Origin of the sequence: Plantactinospora sp. WMMB334, from assembly GCF_049179095.1 — a bacterium.
In the GTDB taxonomy this organism is placed as follows: Bacteria; Actinomycetota; Actinomycetes; order Mycobacteriales; family Micromonosporaceae; genus Plantactinospora.
The window spans coordinates 3,713,691-3,733,191 of sequence record NZ_JBMHME010000002.1 but is presented as its reverse complement, the minus strand read 5'-3'; the positions used below and the strand labels follow the sequence as shown (position 1 = coordinate 3,733,191).

19 protein-coding genes are annotated in these 19,501 nt (G+C 72.1%); 8 read left to right on the top strand and 11 right to left on the bottom strand.

Features of this window, described 5'->3' with window-relative positions:
• Nucleotides 1-271: 271 nt before the first annotated feature.
• Nucleotides 272-1,951, top strand: coding sequence for a B12-binding domain-containing radical SAM protein (locus ACN27G_RS15885; RefSeq protein ID WP_421493585.1), 1,680 nt, complete (start codon nt 272-274; stop codon nt 1,949-1,951).
• 310 nt (nt 1,952-2,261) lie between these two features.
• Nucleotides 2,262-2,738 (top strand): hypothetical protein, encoded by a 477-nt coding sequence (locus tag ACN27G_RS15880; RefSeq protein WP_421493584.1) that lies wholly within the window; start codon nt 2,262-2,264, stop codon nt 2,736-2,738.
• Between the two features lie 192 nt (nt 2,739-2,930).
• Here ACN27G_RS15880 and nrfD read toward each other — a convergent pair whose 3' ends face one another.
• From nrfD to ACN27G_RS15845, 7 genes are all read right to left on the bottom strand, one after another.
• On the bottom strand, nt 2,931-3,953 hold the full coding sequence (nrfD, locus tag ACN27G_RS15875) for an NrfD/PsrC family molybdoenzyme membrane anchor subunit (RefSeq protein ID WP_421493583.1): 1,023 nt from the start codon (nt 3,951-3,953) through the stop codon (nt 2,931-2,933).
• Nucleotides 3,950-4,921: a 4Fe-4S dicluster domain-containing protein gene (locus ACN27G_RS15870; protein WP_421493582.1), complete on the bottom strand. Its 972-nt coding sequence runs from the start codon at nt 4,919-4,921 to the stop codon at nt 3,950-3,952. Before ACN27G_RS15870 ends, nrfD begins: the two co-directional genes overlap by 4 nt.
• A 3-nt stretch (nt 4,922-4,924) precedes the next feature.
• Nucleotides 4,925-8,164 carry a formate dehydrogenase gene (gene fdh, locus ACN27G_RS15865; protein ID WP_421493581.1) on the bottom strand — a complete coding sequence of 1,080 codons (3,240 nt, stop codon included), beginning with the start codon at nt 8,162-8,164 and terminating at the stop codon, nt 4,925-4,927.
• A gap of 25 nt (nt 8,165-8,189) precedes the next feature.
• Nucleotides 8,190-8,528, bottom strand: coding sequence for a hypothetical protein (locus ACN27G_RS15860; protein ID WP_421493580.1), 339 nt, complete (start codon nt 8,526-8,528; stop codon nt 8,190-8,192).
• 195 nt (nt 8,529-8,723) lie between these two features.
• Nucleotides 8,724-9,830 (bottom strand): cellulose binding domain-containing protein, encoded by a 1,107-nt coding sequence (locus ACN27G_RS15855; RefSeq protein ID WP_421493579.1) that lies wholly within the window; start codon nt 9,828-9,830, stop codon nt 8,724-8,726.
• A 469-nt stretch (nt 9,831-10,299) separates the two neighbouring features.
• Nucleotides 10,300-10,491, bottom strand: a complete 192-nt coding sequence (locus ACN27G_RS15850) for a DUF397 domain-containing protein (protein ID WP_421497336.1) — start codon at nt 10,489-10,491, stop codon at nt 10,300-10,302.
• On the bottom strand, nt 10,451-11,269 hold the full coding sequence (locus tag ACN27G_RS15845; protein WP_421493578.1) for a helix-turn-helix domain-containing protein: 819 nt from the start codon (nt 11,267-11,269) through the stop codon (nt 10,451-10,453). Before ACN27G_RS15845 ends, ACN27G_RS15850 begins: the two co-directional genes overlap by 41 nt.
• A gap of 248 nt (nt 11,270-11,517) precedes the next feature.
• Between ACN27G_RS15845 and ACN27G_RS15840 the strand changes: the two genes are divergently transcribed.
• Both ACN27G_RS15840 and ACN27G_RS15835 read left to right on the top strand, forming a co-directional pair.
• On the top strand, nt 11,518-11,841 hold the full coding sequence (locus ACN27G_RS15840) for a hypothetical protein (protein ID WP_421493577.1): 324 nt from the start codon (nt 11,518-11,520) through the stop codon (nt 11,839-11,841).
• Nucleotides 11,842-11,844: 3 nt separating this feature from the next.
• The gene (locus tag ACN27G_RS15835) at nt 11,845-12,135 is read left to right on the top strand and encodes a flavin reductase (protein ID WP_421493576.1); all 291 of its coding nucleotides are present in this window, start codon (nt 11,845-11,847) and stop codon (nt 12,133-12,135) included.
• A 161-nt stretch (nt 12,136-12,296) separates the two neighbouring features.
• Here ACN27G_RS15835 and ACN27G_RS15830 read toward each other — a convergent pair whose 3' ends face one another.
• The 3 genes from ACN27G_RS15830 to metG all read right to left on the bottom strand — a co-directional run bounded on the left by ACN27G_RS15830 (nt 12,297) and on the right by metG (nt 15,628).
• The gene (locus ACN27G_RS15830) at nt 12,297-13,025 is read right to left on the bottom strand and encodes a tetratricopeptide repeat protein (RefSeq protein ID WP_421493575.1); all 729 of its coding nucleotides are present in this window, start codon (nt 13,023-13,025) and stop codon (nt 12,297-12,299) included.
• Between the two features lie 69 nt (nt 13,026-13,094).
• A complete protein-coding gene (locus ACN27G_RS15825) occupies nt 13,095-13,859 on the bottom strand; it encodes a GNAT family N-acetyltransferase (protein ID WP_421493574.1) in 765 nt (254 codons plus the stop codon).
• A gap of 218 nt (nt 13,860-14,077) precedes the next feature.
• On the bottom strand, nt 14,078-15,628 hold the full coding sequence (metG, locus tag ACN27G_RS15820) for a methionine--tRNA ligase (protein ID WP_421493573.1): 1,551 nt from the start codon (nt 15,626-15,628) through the stop codon (nt 14,078-14,080).
• Nucleotides 15,629-15,808: 180 nt separating this feature from the next.
• Here metG and ACN27G_RS15815 point away from each other — a divergent pair, with 180 nt between their 5' ends.
• The 4 genes from ACN27G_RS15815 to ACN27G_RS15800 are packed head-to-tail and all read left to right on the top strand — an operon-like array spanning nt 15,809 to nt 18,980.
• The gene (locus ACN27G_RS15815) at nt 15,809-16,234 is read left to right on the top strand and encodes a TOBE domain-containing protein (protein ID WP_421493572.1); all 426 of its coding nucleotides are present in this window, start codon (nt 15,809-15,811) and stop codon (nt 16,232-16,234) included.
• Nucleotides 16,231-17,028 (top strand): molybdate ABC transporter substrate-binding protein, encoded by a 798-nt coding sequence (modA, locus tag ACN27G_RS15810; protein ID WP_421493571.1) that lies wholly within the window; start codon nt 16,231-16,233, stop codon nt 17,026-17,028. Before ACN27G_RS15815 ends, modA begins: the two co-directional genes overlap by 4 nt.
• Before the next feature lie 3 nt (nt 17,029-17,031).
• Complete coding sequence (locus ACN27G_RS15805) at nt 17,032-17,874, top strand: ABC transporter permease (protein ID WP_421493570.1); 843 nt, start codon at nt 17,032-17,034, stop codon at nt 17,872-17,874.
• Complete coding sequence (locus ACN27G_RS15800) at nt 17,871-18,980, top strand: ABC transporter ATP-binding protein (protein WP_421493569.1); 1,110 nt, start codon at nt 17,871-17,873, stop codon at nt 18,978-18,980. Before ACN27G_RS15805 ends, ACN27G_RS15800 begins: the two co-directional genes overlap by 4 nt.
• Before the next feature lie 24 nt (nt 18,981-19,004).
• On the opposite strand, the gene ACN27G_RS15795 is transcribed toward ACN27G_RS15800, so the two are convergent.
• Nucleotides 19,005-19,385 carry a DUF1622 domain-containing protein gene (locus ACN27G_RS15795; protein WP_421493568.1) on the bottom strand — a complete coding sequence of 127 codons (381 nt, stop codon included), beginning with the start codon at nt 19,383-19,385 and terminating at the stop codon, nt 19,005-19,007.
• Nucleotides 19,386-19,501: the final 116 nt, after the last annotated feature.

Below are 19,501 nucleotides of genomic sequence, written 5' to 3'. Positions count from 1 at the left end.
GCTGCGGTCCTCCGCCTTTCTCCGACATTCCCCGTGACCTATGGACGACACGTGCGGGGCCGGACAAATGCTCGGCATCGAGGTTTGACCCGATCCGGGTGGGGAAGATCGGCGCCCCGGTGCGAGGGTCGGACCGGGACGATGGCCCGAAGGAGAGATCGATGGGCAGGAAACCCAGAGTCAGCCTGCTGCTGCTCGCTTCGGCCAGCCTGCTGGCCGTGATGGTCGACTACGTGGTCAAAGAGCTGAACCGGCCGCGTCACTGAACGGCATGGTCGCAGCGCCTGCGCCGAGCCCCGGACCCGTGCCGGTGGGCACCGGTCCGGGTCGCGCGGTCGGCCGCAACCCGCGCCGGGTGCTGGCGGTGTCGCCGCGCTACGCGCGCTCCTTCGGCACCCTCGACCACGCGTTCCCGCTGGTGGGCGCCGCCGCGTTCATGCCACCGCAGGGTCTGCTCACCATCGCGGGCTACCTTCCGGCGTGCTGGCAGATCCGCTTCGTGGACGAGAACCTCCGCGACGTCACGGATCGGGAACTCGCCTGGGCCGAGGTGGTGCTGCTCAGCGGCATGCACGTGCAGCGCGAGCAGATCCAACGCCTGGCAGCCCGGGCCCGGGCCAGCGGCTGCGTCACCGTACTCGGCGGGCCGTCGGTCTCGGCGAGCCCGGAGCTGTACCCCTCGGTCGACCTGCTGCACGTGGGCGAGCTCGGGGACGCCACGGACGCGCTCGTCGCCCGGCTCGACGCGGACCCGCGACCGCCGCCGGAGCAGCAGGTGTACGTCACCGGGGAGCGGCATCCGCTGGAGCGCTTCCCGATCCCGCGCTACGACCTGATCGACCTGCCGAAATACCTGCTCGGCAGCGTGCAGTTCTCCAGCGGCTGCCCGTTCCGTTGCGAGTTCTGCGACATCCCGACGCTCTACGGGCAGCGTCCGCGCCGCAAGTCCGTCGCGGCGGTGCTGGGCGAGCTGGAGGCGATGCTGGATCGGGGCAACCCCGGAACCGTCTATTTCGTCGACGACAACTTCATCGCCGACCCACGGGCCGCGGTGGAGTTGCTCACCGCCCTCGTGCGGTGGCAGCGCGCCCGGGAGTACCCCGTCTCGTTCGCCTGCGAGGCGACGATGAACCTGGCGAAGCGGACGGACATCCTGGAGCTGATGCGGGAGGCGTCCTTCACGACGGTGTTCATGGGAGTGGAGTCGCCGGACCGGGACGCCCTGCGGGCCATGCGCAAGACCCAGAATCTCGCGACACCGTTGCTGGAGACCGTGCACCGGCTCAACCGGTACGGGCTCGAGGTGGTGGCGGGCATGATCATGGGCCTCGACGGGGACGATCCGGGGACCGGCCGGCGGATCCTGGAGTTCGTCGAGGCGTCGCAGATCCCGATGCTCACCATCAATCTGCTGCACGCGCTTCCGCGTACGCCGCTGTGGGACCGGTTGAGTGCGGCGGGACGCATCCGGCACGACGCCGGGGACCGCGAGTCGAACGTCGACTTCCTGCTCCCGTACGACGACGTGGTGCGGGACTGGCGGTCGACGGTGACCCGCGCCTTCACACCGGAGGCCGTCTACCGCCGCTTCGGCCACCAGCTCCGGCACACCTACCCCCACCGGCTCCGGCCGCGGCGCCAACGGCCGGGCCGGGCGCAGCTGCTCCGGGGCCTCGGCGTGGTGGGCCGGACGCTCTGGCATCTCGGGATCCGGGGCAGCTACCGCCGGGTGTTCTGGCGGACCGCGTGGCCGCTGCTGCGTACCGGCCGGGTGGAGAAGCTGGTGCACGTGGCCACGGTCTCGCACCACCTGATCACGTTCGCCCGGGACGTGGCGGCGGGCCGGGCGGAGAAGTGCTTCTACAACCCGGGCGGCGGGCCGCCCGGAGCCGGCTCCGTCGGGGCCGGGCCGGTCGGGCCCGAGCTGCGAGAACCCGAGTACCAGGCGTGAACGGCGCGGCGGGGGGTAGACGGGTTGCGCCCGAAGGGCGCCATCGTCGCGTCCGTAGAGAAAGGCAGGTTGCGCCATGGCTGCTACCGGTGGGAGTCCGCAACCGGGACGCTTCCCCGAAGACCCGACGGCGACCTACGCTGCGCCGGCCGCTGCGCCGGCCACCGCCGCACCGTCTACCGGAGGGCCGGCTACCCGAACGCCGTCCACCGCCACGCCGGCTACCGGAGCGCCGGCCCCCGCCGCACCGCCCTCCGGGCAGAGGCCGCGCGGGGACCGGATCAGCGGTGGTCCGGTCTGGGCCGGTTTCGTGGTCGCCCTGGCCGTCTGGATCACCCTGGAGGTCTTCTTCGTCGCGGTGGGGGTCACCGGGGTCGGTGGCGCTCCCACACCCAGCCTGGACAGCGCCGCCTGGTGGTGGTCGCTGGTCGCGGCCGCCGTGGGCCTCTTCGCGGGCGGTATGACCGCCGGTGCCTCGGCCCGGTGGCGCGGCACCCTCGACGGCATGCTGCTTGGTGTGACGGTGTGGGCGCTGAGCGTCGTCGCGGTGCTCATCCTGGCCAGCATCGGCACCGGCATCGGTTTCGGGGCGTTCGGCGACGTGTACGGCGCCGGCGGGTTCGGCGGTCCCGGAGGAGCGGTGCCCGGCAGCGTGACCGACACCGTCCAGGAGGCGGCCGCCGTCGCGCTGCTCGTGCTCGGTGTCACCATCGCGGCCGCGATCGCCGGTGGTGCGGCGGCGGTCAAGATCTGGCCCCGGCGGACCGGGCGGACGGGCCCGGTCTGAGGGCGCCGCCGGTGCCGGCCGTCCAACCCGTCACCGGCGCCGCGGCGCCGTCCCGTCATCGGCGGGACGGCGGCGTCCGCCCCGGTCACCGGCGTCGCGGCGTCCGCCGCTGCTGCTGCCGGACGGCCAGCGCCGCGGCGAGGCAGGTGGTCAGGACGATGCCGGCCAGGGGCAGGTACTCGAGTGCCTTCTTCACGAGGTGGTCGCCTCCCGCGTACGGGCGGAGAGCCGTTCCCGCTGCGGCGCGACGGTGTACGCCGGATCCCGGGCGGAGTCGACCCCGGCGGTGAAGATGCCGAACCGGGTGCAGACGGCACCGGCCAGGATGGCGGCCCCGGCGGCGGCGCTGCCGGCGCGGCTGTGCCGGCCGGTGACCGCCAGTGCCGCGCCTGCGACGCTCAGCGCCCTGCCGAGGCGGAGCAGCCGTCCACCGGCGCCGGTGTGCAGGGGCTCGGCGAGCGGGCCGAGCCGCCGCTCCATCCGCCGGGCGGCGGCCAGCTCGACGGCGGCGCCGAGCACGGCGGCGCGGCGGGCCGGCCCGGCCTCGGCGGCCGGCGCGACGAGCAGGCCGAGCCCGCCGGCGGAGGCGGCGGCGGATCCGACGAACATCGCCGGCAGCTCGCGGTACGCCTCGTGCCAGGTCGGCACGGCCGTGTTGGCGATCAGCGCCCCGGTGTACGCGGCGACCGCCGGCCCGACCAGAGCCGCACCCGTCGTGCCGAGCCGGCCGAGCCGGGGTAGCCACCCGGTCAGCTGGCTGCCGGCGGCCAGTCCGGCCAGCGGGCCGTACGTGGCCAGCAGCCAGGATCCGATGCTCATCGGCGAGCTGGGCTTGCAGACCCGCAGCATGTTGACGAACCGTTCCGGCCGGCCGAGGTCGTGGATCAGCGAGTAGAGCGAGCCGCCCAGCGCGCCCGCGGCGCCGGCCTTGAGCCCGGCGGCGAGCCGGGTCCGCCCGGTCAGTTCGGCGGCGGCGGCCAGCGTGGAGGAGGCACCGGCCAGCCCGCCGAGGAAGAGATAACCGGCGATGTCCGGCGCCTCCCAGGTCGGTGGATTGAGCACCGGCAGCCCGTAGTACGAGCGGAACTCGGCCCTGGACACCATCAATCGCTCGCCGCGTTGGTGCCGCCGCCACCGGCCGGCCGAACCGACCGCCGCCTCCCGCTCGGCGGGCAGCTCCGGGTGGCCGTCGAGGCGTACGTCGGTCCGGTTCATCCGCGCCCTCCGATGATCGTCACGCCGACCAGCCCGACCAGCAGCCCGGCGGCGGCCACCCCGACCCGGCGCCACATGGCCGGCAGGTCGCGGGTGGTCACCACCGGGTCCGGCGGCAGGCCGTACACCTCCGGCTCGTCGAGCAGCAGGAAGAAGGCGCCGGCGCCGCCCACCCCGTCGGCGGGGTCGTGCCCGTAGAGCCGGGCGTCGACCACGCCCTGGTCGCGCAGGTGCCGGACCCGCTGCTCGGCCCGCTCGCGCAGCTCGTCCAGCTCCCCGAACTGGATCGAGTCGGTCGGGCAGCTCTTCGCGCAGGCCGGTTCCTGGCCGACGGAGAGCCGGTCGTAGCAGAGCGTGCACTTCCACACCCGCCCGTCGTCCCTGCGCTGGTCGATCACTCCGTAGGGGCAGGCCGGCACGCAGTAGCCGCAGCCGTTGCAGATGTCCTCCTGCACCACCACCGTGCCGAACTCGGTCCGGAACAGCGACCCGGTCGGGCAGACGTCCAGGCAGGCGGCGTGGGTGCAGTGCTTGCACACGTCGGAGGCCATCAGCCAGCGGAAGTCCATCTCCCGCACCGGGCCCACCTGCCCGTCCGGCGGCCGGGACTCCGGCATGCCGAGCGAGACGGGGGTGCGGGCCGCCGCCCGCGCGGTGATCGCCGCCGACAGTTCGGCGTCGGCGAGGTTCGACTCCTGCCGGCCCAGCCGCCGGGGCTGCTCGACGAAGGCCACGTGCCGCCAGGTGTCGGCACCGAGTCCCATGGTGTTGTCGTAGGACATGCCGGTGAAGGTCAGCCCGTCCTCGGGGATGGCGTTCCACTCCTTGCACGCCACCTCGCAGGCCTTGCAGCCGATGCAGACGCTGGTGTCGGTGAAGAAGCCCACCCGGGGCGGGTGCGCGTCGTACCCGCTGGCGCCGGCCGGGTCGAGGCCGGCGCGGGCCGCCTCCCGCAGGTCGATTCCCATCGCCTAGGCCTCCGTTCCGGTCAGGCTGGTGATGCCGGCACGGGCCTGGTACTCGCCGACCAGCGCGGGCCGGGCCGGTCCGCGTGGCCGGCGCCCGGGGCGGATGTCGGCGGAGAAGGCCTTCACCTCCTGGATGTGCGAGTTCGGGTCCAGCGAGATGGCGGAGAGCTCGTTGGCGGCGTCGCCCCGGCTGTAGCCGTTCGGTCCCCAGTGGAACGGCAGGCCGATCTGGTGGACGACCCGCCCGTCCATCCGGAGCGGCGCCATCCGCTCGGTGACCAGGACCCGGGCCTCGATGGCGTTGCGCGCCGTGACGATGGTGGCCCAGCCGCCGTGTGCCAGCCCGCGTTCCACGGCCAGCTCGGGGGAGACCTCGCAGAAGAACTCGGGTTGCAGCTCGGCCAGGTACGGCGTGTTCCGGCTCATCGCGCCGGCGGTGAAGTGCTCGGTGAGCCGGTAGGTGGTCACCACGTAGGGGAAGACCTCCGCGCCGGCCTGCCGGCCGCTCGGCTGGTAGCGGTTGTGCTCGTGCGGATAGATCAGCCGGGCCGGGTTGCGCTGCTGGCCGTAGAGCGGGTTGTCGATCGGGGAGTCCTGCGGCTCGTAGTGTGTGGGCAGCGGCCCGTCGACGATGCCGGCCGGGGCGTAGAGCCAGGCCCGCCCGTCGGCCTGCATGATGAACGCGTCGGTGCCGCGCAGCGCCGCCACCCCGGTGGCGCCCTCCGGCGGCTGGTGGTCGGGGCGCTTGGTCGGTTCGAAGTCGGGTACGTCGTACCCGGTCCAGCGGCCGGCCTGCTCGTCCCACCAGACCAGCTTCTTCCGCTCGCTCCACGGCCGGCCGTCGGGGCGGGCCGAGGCGCGGTTGTAGAGCAGCCGCCGGTTGTCCGGCCAGGCCCAGGCCCACTCCTGGGCGACCCAGTTCTGCTCCTGCGCGGGTTTGCGCCGGGCCGCCTGGTTGACCCCGTCCTTGTACACCCCGCAGTAGATCCAGCAGCCGCACGCGGTGGAGCCGTCGTCGGCGAGTGCGACGTAGCCAGGCAGGGGCTCGCCGGCGGCGTTCCAGCCGTTGATCTCCGCGAGCACCGCCTCGGCGGAGGGCTCCGCCACCGCGCCGTCGGTGGGGTAGTCCCAGGTGAGTTCCAGGATGGGCCGGTCCATCGGCTCGGTGGAGCCGGCGAGCTTGTCGCGGATGATCCGGCCGAGGTGGTACATGAACCAGAGTTCGCTGCGCCGGTCACCCGCCGGCTCGACCGCCCGGTGGTGCCACTGCAGCATCCGGTTGGTGTTGGTGAAGCTGCCGGACTTCTCGATGTGCGCGGCGGCGGGCAGGAAGAAGACCTCGGTGCCGATCTCCTCGGTACGCAGCTCACCGGACTCGATCTCCGGGCCGTCCCGCCACCAGGTGGCGCTCTCGATCAGGCTGAAGTCGCGGACCACCAGCCAGTCCAGGTTCGCCATGCCGAGGCGCTGCATCTTCGCGTTCGCCGAGCCCACCGCCGGGTTCTCGCCGAGCAGGAAGTAACCCTTGCAGGTGCCGGCGAGCTGCTCCAGCACGGTGTCGTAGGTGCAGTGGCTGCCGGTGAGCCGGGGAAGGTAGCCGAAGCAGAAGTCGTTCTCCGGCGTGGCCGCCGGCCCCCACCAGGCCTTCATCAGGCTGACCAGGTACGCCTTCATGTTGGCCCAGTAGCCCTTCTTGGCGGCGTCGGCGGCGACGAAGTCGTCAAGCGTCTCGCTCGTCTGCGCGTGCGGCATCGGGATGTAGCCGGGCAGCAGGTTGAACAGGGTGGGTACGTCGGTGGAGCCCTGGATGCTGGCATGCCCGCGCAGTGCCTGGATGCCGCCGCCGGGGCGGCCGATGTTGCCCAGCAGCAACTGGAGCACGCTGGCGGCCCGGATGAACTGGGAGCCGTCCGAGTGCTGGGTCCAGCCCACCGCGTAGATGAACTCGCTGGTCCGCTCCGGGCCGGAGTTCTCCACCAGGTGCCGGCACACCTGCGCGAAGACCTCGGGCGGGGTGCCGCAGATCCGTTCGACCATCTCGGGGGTGTAGCGGGCGTAGTGCCGCTTGAGGATCTGGTAGACGCAGCGGGGGTGCCGCAGGGTGGGGTCCTGCTCCGGCTCCCCGTTGAGCGCCGCGCCGCCGGAGCCGTGCTTCTCGCCCCGCCCGGACGAGGCGCCGGAGGCGCGCTGCCGGTGGTCGGTGTTCCGCTTGCCGGAGGCGGAGACGACCCTGACGCCCTCGTACTGCCAGGTCTGCTCGGAGTAGACGTGCTCATCCGGGTCGAAGCCGGAGAAGAGCCCGTCCAGATCCTCGGTGTCGCGGAAGTCCTCGTTGATGATCGTGGCCGCGTTCGTGTACGCCAGCACGTACTCCCGGAAATCTTTCTCCTCGGAGAGGACGTGGTTGATGATTCCGCCGAGGAACGCCACGTCGCTGCCGGCCCGGATCGGCACGTGCAGGTCGGCCAGGGCGCTGGTGCGGGTGAACCGCGGGTCGACGTGGATGACGACCGCGCCGCGCGCCTTGGCCTTCATGATCCACTGGAATCCGACCGGATGGGCCTCGGCGTAGTTGGAGCCCTCGATGACGATGCAGTCGGCGTGCTGGGCGTCCTGCATGAAGGTGGTGGCGCCGCCCCGCCCGAACGAGGTGCCGAGGCCGATCACCGTGGAGCTGTGGCAGACCCGGGCCTGGTTCTCGATCTGCACCATGCCGAGCGCGGTGAACAGCTTCTTGATGAGGTAGTTCTCCTCGTTGTCCAGGGTCGCGCCGCCGAGGCTGGCGATGCCCATCGTGCGGGCCACCCGTTTGCCGTTCTCCTCGGCCCGCCAGGTCTCCCGACGGGTCCGGATCACCCGGTCGGCGATCATGTCCATCGCCGTGGCGAGGTCGAGCTCCTGCCACTGCGTGGCGTACGGCGGGCGGTACAACACCGTGCGCGCCCGGCCGGAGCCCGTGGTCAACTGGAGCGAGGCGGCCCCCTTCGGGCAGAGCCGACCCCGGCTGACCGGCGAGTCCGGATCTCCCTCGATCTGCACCACCCGGCCGTCCCGGACGTAGACGTTCTGTGCGCAGCCGACGGCGCAGTAGGGGCAGATCGACTTGACGACCCGCTCCGCGCCGGCGGTGCGTGGGTCGAGGGAGTCGCTCACCGACGATCTGGCCGCCGCGCCCCGGGCATACGGGTCGGTGCCGGTGAGCTGCCGCCAGACGGGCCACGCGCCAAGGGAGATCCTGACCATCCGTGCTCTCCTCCCGCTCGGCCGTTCAGCCCGGCCGGTCCGGATCGGCGGCCTGCCGCGTCTGCCGGTCCGGGTGGGCGGCCTGCTGCATCTGCCGGTCCTCGGCGGCCCGGCGGCGTACCCACTCGTGCACCAGGGGCGACGAGGTCGGGTTGACCTCGCGGTCGTTGACCAGTCGCTGCGTCCGGGAGGGCAGGATCCCCGGCCGGTCACGCTGCTCCCGGGTCACGCCGTCGCCGTTGTCCGCCGGTACGCCCGTGGCGATCAGGTATGCCTGACCGGCCGGGACGCCGAGCCGGCGGGCGATCTCGGGATAGTCGTGTCCCTGTTCGAGCAGGCGCAGAACCTGGCCCTTGTCCGGCATGCTGAATGCCCCCTAACGACGCAATAGTGGCATATGCCCGCGCCGTTGCCCGGCCGCTCCGGGATCCCGCCCGAAAGAGGTCCCCGCGAACCCGCGCGCCGGTGGGCACCGGCTTCCGGAGGAGCGTGCCCGGACCCGTGACGGCCGACCGGGCTCCGGCGGGGTGCGCCGGGGCCCGGTCGGCGGAGGGTGGAATCAGCGGTACGACACCGAGAAGCTGTTGGTGGTGAAGGTCAGTCCACCCGACGACGAGGTGATCTCGTAGCCGAACTGGACGTCCCCGACCAGGACGTCGCCGTACCAGCCCGCGTTACGGATCCAGTTGAGCACGGCGAGGATGTCCACCGTCCCCGAGTTGGTGTTGCTAGTGCGGATGAACGAGAAGACCTCGTTGGCGCCGTTCGAGCCCCGGTAGATCTGCCAGGTGTGCCCGCCGACCGACGCCGTGGTCTGCAGCGAGCCCAGCGGCCCGACCGGGCCGGTCCTGTTCATCCAGAGCATGATCTCGTACGCGTGGTTGTTGGCCCAGATGTCGTAGGTGCTCGCGTACGCCCCGCCGCTCGGCACGGTCACGTTGAAGCTGCTGGTCAGGCTCTGGATCGCGCTGAGGTTCCGGTTCACGTTCCGGGTGGCGTTGGGGTAGGACTTCACGCCGCCGGTGTTCGGGTGGTTGGCGTTGACTCCCCAGGTGCTGTACGAGTTGGCCCAGATGGTCTGGCTGCCGGCGCCGCTGCCCCAGATGTTGTTGTAGAGCGTGTACCCGCCGTTGGTCCACGTCCCCCACTGGTCGGACGACGTCCAGGCGACGCCTCCGGGTGGCGAGGGTGTCGGGGTGGGTGCACCGGTGGGCGGCTGCCCGGTGGAGGGAGCTCCGGTGCAGGTCACCCCGTTGAGGGTGAACGAGGTGGGCGCGGTGTTGCTGCCGTTCCAGGTCCCGTTGAAGCCGGGCGTGACGGTGGCGTTCGTGCCCAGGGCGGCGTTGTACGACGCATTGGTCACCGTGACGCGGGAGCCGCTCTGGCTGAACTCGCCGCCCCAGCCCTGCGTGACGGTCTGGCCGTTCGCGAAGCTCCACTGCAGCGTCCACCCGTTAAGGGGGTCGCCGAGGTTGGTGAGGGCCACGTTGGCGGTGAAGCCACCCGGCCACTGGTTGACGGTGTAGTTCACCCGGCAGCCGGTGGCGGCGCTGGCCGGGGCACCGATCGCCGCCGTCACGCCGACGCCGAGCAGCAGGGCGGCGACGGCGGCGAGGCCGGTACGGAGCGTTCGGTGCCTGGTCCCGCGCAAGTGGACGGGTCTCATGCGGGCCTCCTAACGTGTCGTGTCACCGCCGGGGCGGCGACCGGGTTCCGGTGGGCCATTTAGTTTGGTTGCCCAACAAAGACCATCGTGCCACTGGCGGGTCACCACGACAATCGTCGATTTCCGCGAGCTGTGCGGGCGACGGGGGAGCGTCGCGTCCCCGGTGCGTCCCCGGCGGGCTGCGTGCGTCCGTGGCCAGCCAGGCGGAGACGGCAGCGACGCGGGACGCTGTCCAGCCTCCGGCCGGGGGATGTGACGGCGGGGGTGGGGTGGTGACCCCCTGGCCGCGAGCGAGCTTCACCGGGAGGTACAGCGGCTCGGATTCCGGACGGAGCCGAATCCCGGCCACGGCGCGCTCAACCGGCCAAGCGCCGCGATCGGGCGGACCCTCGGGGGCCGCCTGCGGCTGGTCGCCCGCCTGCCCCCACACGGTAGTCGGCGGGACCCTGGCGCGCGGCGTGTGCCGCCGTTAGCGGCCGTGCCCGGCCAGGTTGACGAACGCCTGCCACGCGGCCGGGACGAACGCCAGGGTTCCGCCGTCCCGGTCCTTGGTGTCCCGGACCAGCACCCGGCCGGGAAGGTTGTCGGCAACCTCGACGCAGTTGCCGCCGCTCTGACCGCTACGGCTGGCCTTCCGCCAGCGCGGCCGTTCGGTCGTCATTGTCATCCACCAACCTCAAGATAAAGTCTCTTGACTGGGCGCACGGAAGTGCAGCCGCCGCTATAGCCTGCCATGTCCGATCGAGGCCAGCCACGCGGCCCGGCTCGACGATCACACGGTCCTCATAGAAGTCCTCCAGCAGGCCAATCATCCCCCCGCCCTCCATCGTCGCCAGGGCGAACGACCCGCTACGCCCCGCGTGTAGCCCCGCTTCGTCCGGAATGATGTGGACGAAGACATTGGGCCGGGCGCCAACGTCCGCCAGTGCCAGCAGTTGATCTTTAGCGATCTCCATCGGGCCGCATCGGAGCGTGGACGCGTCCAGGAAGAACACGAAGGACGGCCGGCCGGGACGGTCGATGATCGTGGCTTGCCGCTCCATTCGCAGGGCAACCCGGTCAAGTACCTCATCCTCGGTGAGCAGCCCCGTACTGGCAAACACGGCACGGGCGTACGCCTCTGTCTGTAACAGGCCGGGGATCAGGGTTGCCTGGAAGTAGCGAAGAGTCGAGGCCGTTTCCTCCAAGTCCCGCCAAGGGCGGAACCAGCTTGGCGGCGGCTTCCGGTTTGCCCTGGCCTCGGCAGACGCCTCCTGGATCTCGGTCCCGGTTCCAAAGTAATCATCTAGGCAGACCGCCGTTTCCGGCCGGGGGACATGTCTCGCGGTCTCGAATGCAGCTATCAAAGACTTGCTGACCTGCACTACCTCTGCGACCTGATCTTGAGTAACCCCGCGCTCGGCCCTCAGCTCTTTGAGTCTTGCTGGGAGATTACTCATGTCTAGTGCCTCTCTTAAATCGCCAGCGCATCGGAATATCCATGTTTACTGTCGCCAAAACATCTTCCCTCGTTCGCGCTTTGCCGTCCATGGTGGATCGCAAGCGCTTCCGGTTGGCGGTCGCAAACGTTCATCGCCCACGTCGGCCGAGGCGCCCACGGGGGCGGTGCTCTTGGGGGCGTTGAGGCCACGGCGAAACACCCCCGGTGACACCGTCCCCGTCCCAACTGTCGACGGGAGGCTCACACATGAGACAGACCCACAATTCCCGACATCACCGCGCGTGGTGGTGGCTCTGGCTGCGCTGCCGGTGCGGCGGCACATGGCGCTGCCCGGCGGTGCCCGCGCCACCGCCGGAGCTGTTCGTGCGGCCGATGACCGAGGCGGAGTACCGGGCGGGCCGGGAGCTGTCAGCCCCGAAGGTCGTGCGCTACGCGCCCGCCCCACTCCCGAGCGACCGGTACGACGGCTGGAATAATCCCACCTGGGCCCGGCCCGCGCCAGGGCCAGCACGTGCGGACAACCTGTCACCCGCCCAGGAGCACCGCGCCCGGCACACCGAACGGATGTAGACCGTGATCGGGCCGTGGGCGCGATGGGAGCGGCACGCCGCACGGCGACGGCTGGCGGCGGCCCGCGCCGGCCAGCACCTCCCCGGAGACCGGTACGCCTGCCTGGTATGCGAACACGACTGGCCCTGCCACGATGCCCGCCTGGCCCTACTGCGCAGCTTCAACGGCAACCGGGTCGGACTGACGATGTACCTCGCCGCGCACCTCGCCCGCGCACTGGAGGCACTTCCCGACCGTCACCCCGCCACGATCGTCGGACAGATCCTCTACTGGGTTCCCCGCCGCCGACAGTGACCTGCCTCATCACCCACGCGGAAGCTGTTCCTCCGGCGAGTTTCCGCGCCGGCCCGCCCTGGACCCCCTGCCCCGGGTCCGGGGCGGGCCCCCTTTCCCCTGTTGCCACTGCGGCGCTGAGCTGGCGAAGGGAAAGCAAGGTCCCGGTGTGTCGAGGTGTGTCAGGGCCGGTCGTCGGCGAAGGCCGCGCGGGGGTCGAGAAGCTGGCCCCGGGCGTACTCGTCGGCGAAGGCGGCCGGGCCGAGCGCCTCGGTCGCCGCCGTGCGCACCCTGGCGAGGTCGGCCGCGTCGTCGGGATCCGGCACCTGGCCGAGCGACGCGAACGCGGCGTCCGCGACACCGACCATGCGGGCCGCCCGGGCGTGGTCGGCCCCGGCGGAGGCGAGCGCGGCGCCCGCCACGCAGACGTACGGCACGAAGTCGTCCCAGTTGTTGCCGAACACCTGCGCACGGCCCTCGGCGAAGAGCCTCCCCGCCACGTCGAGATGTCCCAGGCCCAGCTCGCAGAAGGCGAGGTTGTGGTATTCCGAGTTGACCGTCCTCGGCTGTCCGAGTGCCTCGTTGAGGGCGATGCTCTCCCGGTAGAGGTCCCGGGCGCGGAGCAGGTCGCCGGACATCCGCGCCACGCCCGCGAGTACGTGTCTCGGCCGCTCCTCGAGGCTGCGGTCGCCGGAGCGCAGCGCGATGGCCAGGGCCTCCCGGGCCCTGGCCTCTCCGGCCGCCAGGTCGCCGCCACGGATGGCGACCCGGGCCAGGCTGTACCGGGCCTCCACCTCGCCCGCCGGGTCGCCGGCCGCCCGGGCCCGCGCGATCTCGGCCTCGCTCATCCGGACGACGACGTCGGTCTCGCCGCGCCGGAAGGCCGAGCGCACCCTCTCACTGAAGTTCACGGCTCATCTCTCAGACGTGTGTCGCGGCCTGTCCCGGACGTGTCTCGTGGCATGTCGATGCGTCCGGGGTCATGACCCCGCGTCGAACACGGTCCAGGTCTCCACGTGTCGCAGCCCCATCGACTCGTAGAGCGGCCGGCCCATCGCGGAGGCGTGCAGGTAGACCGCGTCCGCGCCGGCCGCGACGCCGTCGCGCAGTACGGCCTCGGTGATCGTCCGGCCCAGGCCGCGGCGGCGGGCTGCCGGGACGACGGCGATGTTGAAGACGCCGACCGCGCCGTGGGTCCGTATCCCCAGGCCGGTGCCGGTGGGTCGGCCGGACTCCCCGGTCAGGTAGCCGGTGACCGGCTCGGTGTCGAGCAGGCCGCCGCCGAAGAGCGAACCGAAGGCGTCCGCGGGCACGTCGAAGCCCCGGGCGAGAGCCTCGGTGTAGAGCTCGCTCTCGGCCGCGCCGACCCGGCGTACCACGGTCCGCGGTGCCGCGCCCTGCCGGAACACGATGTCGTCGGCGGCGCAGGCCAGCAACGGCAGGTCGCTGCGCCTGGCCAGGCCGTGCCGGGCCGCGAGGTCGGCGACCTCGCCGCCGGCCTCGCCGCGCACCATGATCGACCAGGCTCCGGCCTGCCTGGCGACCTCGGTCGCCATCTCGTCGAGCGAGTCGATGTCCGGTTCCGGTGTCGTGTCGTAGGCCGCGTTCATGGTCGGGATGCCGGCGTGCGTCACCGCCGCGCGGGCGGTGCCCTGCTCGGCGTACCAGCCCTTCGGAGTCAGCCGGCAGAGCAGCTCGACGGCGTCGAAGTACGCCGCCGCCATCCGATCGGCGGTGGTGGTCACAGGTCTCTCCCTCGCATGTCCCGCTCACATGTCCCGTAGCCGGACCGGGCTGCTGCCCCGATGCTCAGCTGCCCCGATGCCCGGCGGCCGGTCGGGCCCGGCCTGCCGCCCCGGACGATAGAGTTCGGCCGCCTCCCGCGCCACGAGGACCGGACGGATGTGGTTGCGGTCACCACCGATGCCGCCCACGGCCGGCGAAATGGTCGCTTTCGGCGCGGCTATCTCGGTGCGAGCCGTGGGAAGAGGGCCTCGGGCTTGGTGACGGTGCGGCCGGCGACGCCGTCGAGCCAGTCCCCGGCGCCGGGGACGTCGGACTCGGTGGCACCCAGGGTCGCCAGGATGCGCGTGCCCGCCCGTGGCAGGAACGGGCCGACGGCATAGCCGAGCTGGCGGACCGCGGCGGCCAGGTGGTGCAGGGTCGTGTCGAGAAGGTGGGCGTCCGCCGCCCTGCCCGACCGGGCGAGGTGCCAGGGGGCGCGTTCGTCGACGTACGCGTTGCTGCGTCGGACCAGGTCGACGACGCGGGCCAGCGCCTCGCGGTGGTCGTAGCGGTCCATGGCGGCGGTCGCCTCCGACTCGGTGGTCCGGACCTGTTCGGCGAGGGCCCGGTCGGCTTCGCCGATGGGGCCGCCGGCCGGGACGACGCCGTCGCGGTAGCGGATCACCATGCTCGTCATCCGGCCGACGAGGTTGCCGAGCCCGTTGGCCAGGTCGGTGTTGTAGCGGCCGATCAGCCGTTCCTCGCTGAAGTCGCCGTCGCCGAAGGGCGAGAAGTCCGCCAGCAGGAGGTAGCGGACCGCGTCGAGTCCGTAGGTGTCGAGGAGTTCGCCCGGGTCGACCGCGTTGCCGAGCGACTTACTGATCTTGCCGCCGTCGACGGTGACGTAGCCGTGCACGACGATCTCGGTCGGCAGCGGGAGGCCGGCGGCGAGCAGCATCGCGGGCCAGTAGACGGCGTGGAAGCGGGTCACACCCTTGCCCATCACGTGCACCCGGCTCGCCGCCTCCGCCCAGTAGCGGCGGTAGCGGTCGTCGTCGCGTACGAAGCCGAGGCCGTTGACGTAGTTGGTCAGCGCGTCGATCCAGACGTACATGACCTGGCCCGGGTCGCCCGGGACGGGGATGCCCCAGCCGTGGGCCCGCCCGACGGAGCGGGAGACGCTGATGTCGGCCAGGCCGCGGCGCACGAAGCTGGTCACCTCGTTGAGCCGGGTGTGCGGCACGACGGAGATCTCGCCGCTGGTCAGTGCCGCCAGCAGCCGGTCGTGGTATCTCGACAGCCGGAAGAAGTAGTTCGTTTCGCTCACCGTCTCCGGCACGGTGAGGTGCTCGGGACATCTGCCGTCGAGCAGGTCGCCCTCCGGATAGAACTGTTCACAGCCGACGCAGTACAGCCCCTCGTATTCCCTGAGGTAGATGTCGCCGCTGGCCCGCATCCGCCGCCAGAACTCGGTCGCGCCCTCGATGTGGTCACTGTCCACGCTGGTCCGGACGAAGTGGTCGACCCGTAGGTCCAGCGCCTCGATCAGCCCTGCGAAGTGTTTGACGTTGCCGTCGACGAAATCCCTGGTCGTCAGCCCGGCCCGCTGGGCGGCGAGGACGTTCTTGAGGCTGTTCTCGTCGGAGCCGCTCATGAAGAAGACGTCGTCACCCCGGCGTGCCATGTGCCGCGCGTAGCTGTCGGCCTGGACGTATTCCAGCGCATGGCCGAGATGGGGGCGCGCGTTCACGTACGGGATGGTGGTCGAGATGAACGACGTCCGGGGCATCCGAGTCCTGACCTCCGCCCACTGCGAACCGGCCCGGCCAGCCTAGCCGGACCCCGGGACCGGAGCGCGGATATTTCGAGCCGGACCGGCAGCTGCGGTCCGTGCGTGGAGAGAGAGATTGCAGATACGGCATGTTCGGCCACTTCATGCCGGCAGGTGCGGTCCGCTAGGGTGACCGTCGTGACGGTGTTCCGGATGGGTGAGGCGGCCGAGTTGCTCGGCGTCAGCGTGGACACGATGCGGCGTTGGGTGGATGCCGGGCGGCTCACCGCGATCCGGGACGGGCACGGCCACCGGGTGATCGACGGGGTCGAGTTGGCCGCGTTCGTGCGGACGCACGCCGACGACCCGGACGAACGCGCCGACGAGTCGTCGGCGCGCAACCGGTTGCGGGGCATCGTCACCGCCGTGACCAAGGACGCGGTGATGGCACAGGTGGACATCCAGGCCGGCCCGTTCCGGGTGGTGTCGCTGATGAGCCGCGAGGCGGTCGACGACCTCGGCCTGGCGGTCGGATCGGTGGCGATCGCAGTGATCAAGTCGACCACGGTCGTCGTGGAGCGGCCGGCGGCGGTCGCGGGAGGTCGAGGAAGGAGCAGCCCGTGAGAGCAGGACGATCCCGTACCGCCCTGGTCGCCGTCGCCGTGCTGGCGGTGCTGGGGTCGGCCGGGTGCGGCGGTGGCGACGTGGCCGGCCGGCAACCGGGCGGTGGCGGTGGCGCGGTGGGCGGCAACGTCACGGTGTTCGCCGCCGCGTCGCTTACCGAGTCGTTCACGCAGCTCGGCAAGGACTTCGAGCGGGCCAACCCGGGGGTGCGGGTCACCTTCAGCTTCGCCGGCAGCTCGGCCCTGGCCACCCAGATCAACCAGGGCGCGCCGGCGGACGTCTTCGCCTCCGCCGCCCCGGCCAACATGGCGGCCGTCGTCGACGCCGGCAACGCCGAGGGGACGCCCACGGTCTTCGTCCGCAACCAGCTCGTGATCGCGGTGCCGAGGGGCAACCCGGCCGGGGTGACCCGGCTCGCCGACCTGACCGGGCCGGATGCGAAGGTCGCGCTCTGCGCCGAGCAGGTTCCGTGCGGGGCGGCGGCGAAGAAGGCCCTCGACGCCGCCGGCGTGCGGCTCAACCCCGTCACCCTGGAGCAGGACGTCAAGGCCGCCCTGTCCAAGGTCAGGCTGGGCGAGGTCGACGCCGCGCTGGTCTATCGCACCGACGTGAGGGCCGCCGCCGACGACGTCGACGGGATCGAGTTCCCCGAATCGGCCGCAGCGGTGAACGACTACCCGATCACCGTGCTGGAGAGCGCGCCCAACGAGTCCGGGGCGCGGGCGTTCGTCACCCACGTGCTCTCCGACACCGGCCGAGCCGTCCTCACCGCCGCCGGGTTCCAGGCCCCGTAGCCGATGTCCCGGCCCGACGATCCGGTGGTGCGCTCCGGGGCCACCCCACCGGCCCGCCCCGGGCACACCGGGCGGATACCGGTGGCGCTGCTGCTGCCCGCCGCTCTCGGGCTGCTCTTCCTCGTCCTGCCCCTGGCCGGACTGCTCAGCCGGGCCCCGTGGAGCACCCTGCCGCAGCGGCTGGCGGAGCCGGGCGTGCTCACCGCGCTGCGGCTGTCGGTGCAGACCGCCACCCTCGCCACCCTGCTCTGCCTCGCCCTCGGCGTACCCCTGGCCTGGCTGCTCGCCCGGGTCGGGTTCCCCGGCCGCCGCCTGGTACGCGCCCTCGTCACCGTGCCCCTCGTCCTGCCGCCGGTGGTCGGCGGCGTAGCCCTGCTGCTGGTCTTCGGCCGCCGTGGGCTGCTCGGCTCCTGGCTCGACAGCACCCTCGGGATCACCCTCCCGTTCACCACCGCCGGGGTCGTCCTCGCCGAGGCGTTCGTCGCGATGCCGTTCCTGGTCATCGCCGTCGAGGGAGCACTGCGCGGCGCCGACGTGCGGTACGAGGAGGCGGCGGCGACCCTCGGTGCCAACCGGTGGACCACGTTCACACACGTGACGCTCCCGCTCGTCGCACCCGGCATCGCCGCCGGAACGGTGCTCTGCTGGGCCCGCGCGCTCGGCGAGTTCGGCGCCACCATCACCTTCGCCGGCAACTTCCCGGGGCGCACCCAGACCATGCCGCTCGCCGTCTACCTCGCCCTGGAAACCGACCTGGAGGCGGCGATCGTGCTCAGCCTCGTCCTGCTCACCGTCTCCGTGGTGATCCTGGCCAGCCTCCGCGACCGCTGGATCGGCAGCCCGTGACCGCCGGCCCGACCGTGCACGGGAGCGAGCCCGACATCGGGGGGCCGCTGCTCGACGCCCGTCTCGTCGTGGACCGGGGCACCTTCCGGCTCGACCTGCCGCTGACCATCGAACCCGGCGAGGTCGTGGCACTCCTCGGACCCAACGGCGCCGGAAAGACCACCGCGCTCCGCACCCTCGCCGGCCTGCTGCCCCTCTCGGCCGGACACCTCAGGCTCGCCGGCCGCCACCTCGACCACCCGGGCCGGCGCATCCGGACCCCGACCGAGCGGCGGCCGATCGGCGTGGTCTTCCAGGACTACCTGCTCTTCCCGCACCTCACCGCGCTGGACAACGTCGCCTTCGGGCTCCGCCGCCGCGGCCTGGACCGGCACCAGGCCAGGCGACGCGCGTCCGACTGGCTGGACCGGATGGGACTGACCGGGCACGCCCGCCGCAAGCCCCGGCAACTCTCCGGCGGCCAGGCCCAACGGGTCGCCCTGGCCCGCGCCCTCGCCGTCGAGCCCGCCCTGCTGCTCCTGGACGAGCCGCTCGCCGCCCTCGACGCCGGCACCCGGCTCGACACCCGCGCCCAGCTCCAACGGCACCTGGCGGCGCATCCCGGGGCGACCCTGCTGGTCACCCACGACCCGCTCGACGCCCTGGTCCTCGCCGACCGGCTCGTCATCGTCGAAGGCGGCGAGGTGGTACAGCAGGGCGACGCCGCCACCATCACCGCCCAGCCCCGCACCGACTACGTCGCCCGCCTGGTCGGGCTCAACCTCTACCGGGGCCACGCCGACGGGCACACGGTGCTGCTCACCGAGGGGTTCCGGCTGACCGCGGGTGAGCAGCACCACGGCGACGTCTTCGTCGCCTTCCCGCCCTCGGCCGTCGCCCTGCACCCCGACCGTCCCGACGGCAGCCCCCGCAACACCTGGCCGGCCACGGTCAGCGGGGTCCAGCGGCACGGGGACAACCTCCGGATCCAGCTCACCGGTCCGGTCCGGGCGGCCGCCGACGTCACCCCGCTGGCCGCCGCGCATCTCCGGCTCACCCCCGGCCAGCCGGTCTGGGCCGCCGTCAAGGCCACCGAGACCCGTGTCTACCCCGCGGCGTCCGGATAGCTCGTCACCGGCCCGCCGCTCGGCTCAACCGGGCTGGTCGGACCCGGCCGGCGCCGAGCGGGTCCGCCTGGACCGCCAGGGCCAGCGGCCCTCCAGCTCGACCTCCAGCGACAGGCTGAGGAAGGTCCGGACCAGCACGATGACCGCCAGCACCCCGACGCTCTCGAAGGTCGGTGAGACGGCCACGGTCCGGATGATGTCGCCGCCGACGATGATTTCCAGTCCGAGCAGGATCGCCCGGCCCACCGTCCGGCGGTAGGGGCGGTAGAGCTCGACGAGCTGGCGCGTCCGCCAGTACCGGTAGAGGAAGTAGCCGGTGGCGACGACCACGCCGCCGGCGATGACCAGGACACCAGCCAGATCCAGGAGCGTTCCGACCCGTTCGATGATCTCCTTGCTGGACATTCCCGCCACACCCCCGCTGCCAGGTCCCGACCGATCCGGCCACACCATCACTATCCGTGAACAACGCCGGCCCCGTGGCCGGTTGCTCCGCCATCCCCGGGCCGTCGAGTTCCGGC

Excerpts from the sequence above, each read along its gene's own strand:
- ACN27G_RS15885 (WP_421493585.1), top strand. The coding sequence starts at position 272 with ATGGTCGCAGCGCCTGCGCCGAGCCCCGGACCCGTGCCGGTGGGCACC.
- ACN27G_RS15855 (WP_421493579.1), bottom strand. The coding sequence starts at position 9,830 with ATGAGACCCGTCCACTTGCGCGGGACCAGGCACCGAACGCTCCGTACC.
- ACN27G_RS15860 (WP_421493580.1), bottom strand. The coding sequence starts at position 8,528 with ATGCCGGACAAGGGCCAGGTTCTGCGCCTGCTCGAACAGGGACACGAC.
- ACN27G_RS15845 (WP_421493578.1), bottom strand. The coding sequence starts at position 11,269 with ATGAGTAATCTCCCAGCAAGACTCAAAGAGCTGAGGGCCGAGCGCGGG.
- ACN27G_RS15850 (WP_421497336.1), bottom strand. The coding sequence starts at position 10,491 with ATGACGACCGAACGGCCGCGCTGGCGGAAGGCCAGCCGTAGCGGTCAG.
- fdh (WP_421493581.1), bottom strand. The coding sequence starts at position 8,164 with ATGGTCAGGATCTCCCTTGGCGCGTGGCCCGTCTGGCGGCAGCTCACC.
- nrfD (WP_421493583.1), bottom strand. The coding sequence starts at position 3,953 with ATGAACCGGACCGACGTACGCCTCGACGGCCACCCGGAGCTGCCCGCC.
- ACN27G_RS15840 (WP_421493577.1), top strand. The coding sequence starts at position 11,518 with ATGAGACAGACCCACAATTCCCGACATCACCGCGCGTGGTGGTGGCTC.
- metG (WP_421493573.1), bottom strand. The coding sequence starts at position 15,628 with ATGCCCCGGACGTCGTTCATCTCGACCACCATCCCGTACGTGAACGCG.
- ACN27G_RS15805 (WP_421493570.1), top strand. The coding sequence starts at position 17,032 with ATGTCCCGGCCCGACGATCCGGTGGTGCGCTCCGGGGCCACCCCACCG.
- ACN27G_RS15795 (WP_421493568.1), bottom strand. The coding sequence starts at position 19,385 with ATGTCCAGCAAGGAGATCATCGAACGGGTCGGAACGCTCCTGGATCTG.
- ACN27G_RS15870 (WP_421493582.1), bottom strand. The coding sequence starts at position 4,921 with ATGGGAATCGACCTGCGGGAGGCGGCCCGCGCCGGCCTCGACCCGGCC.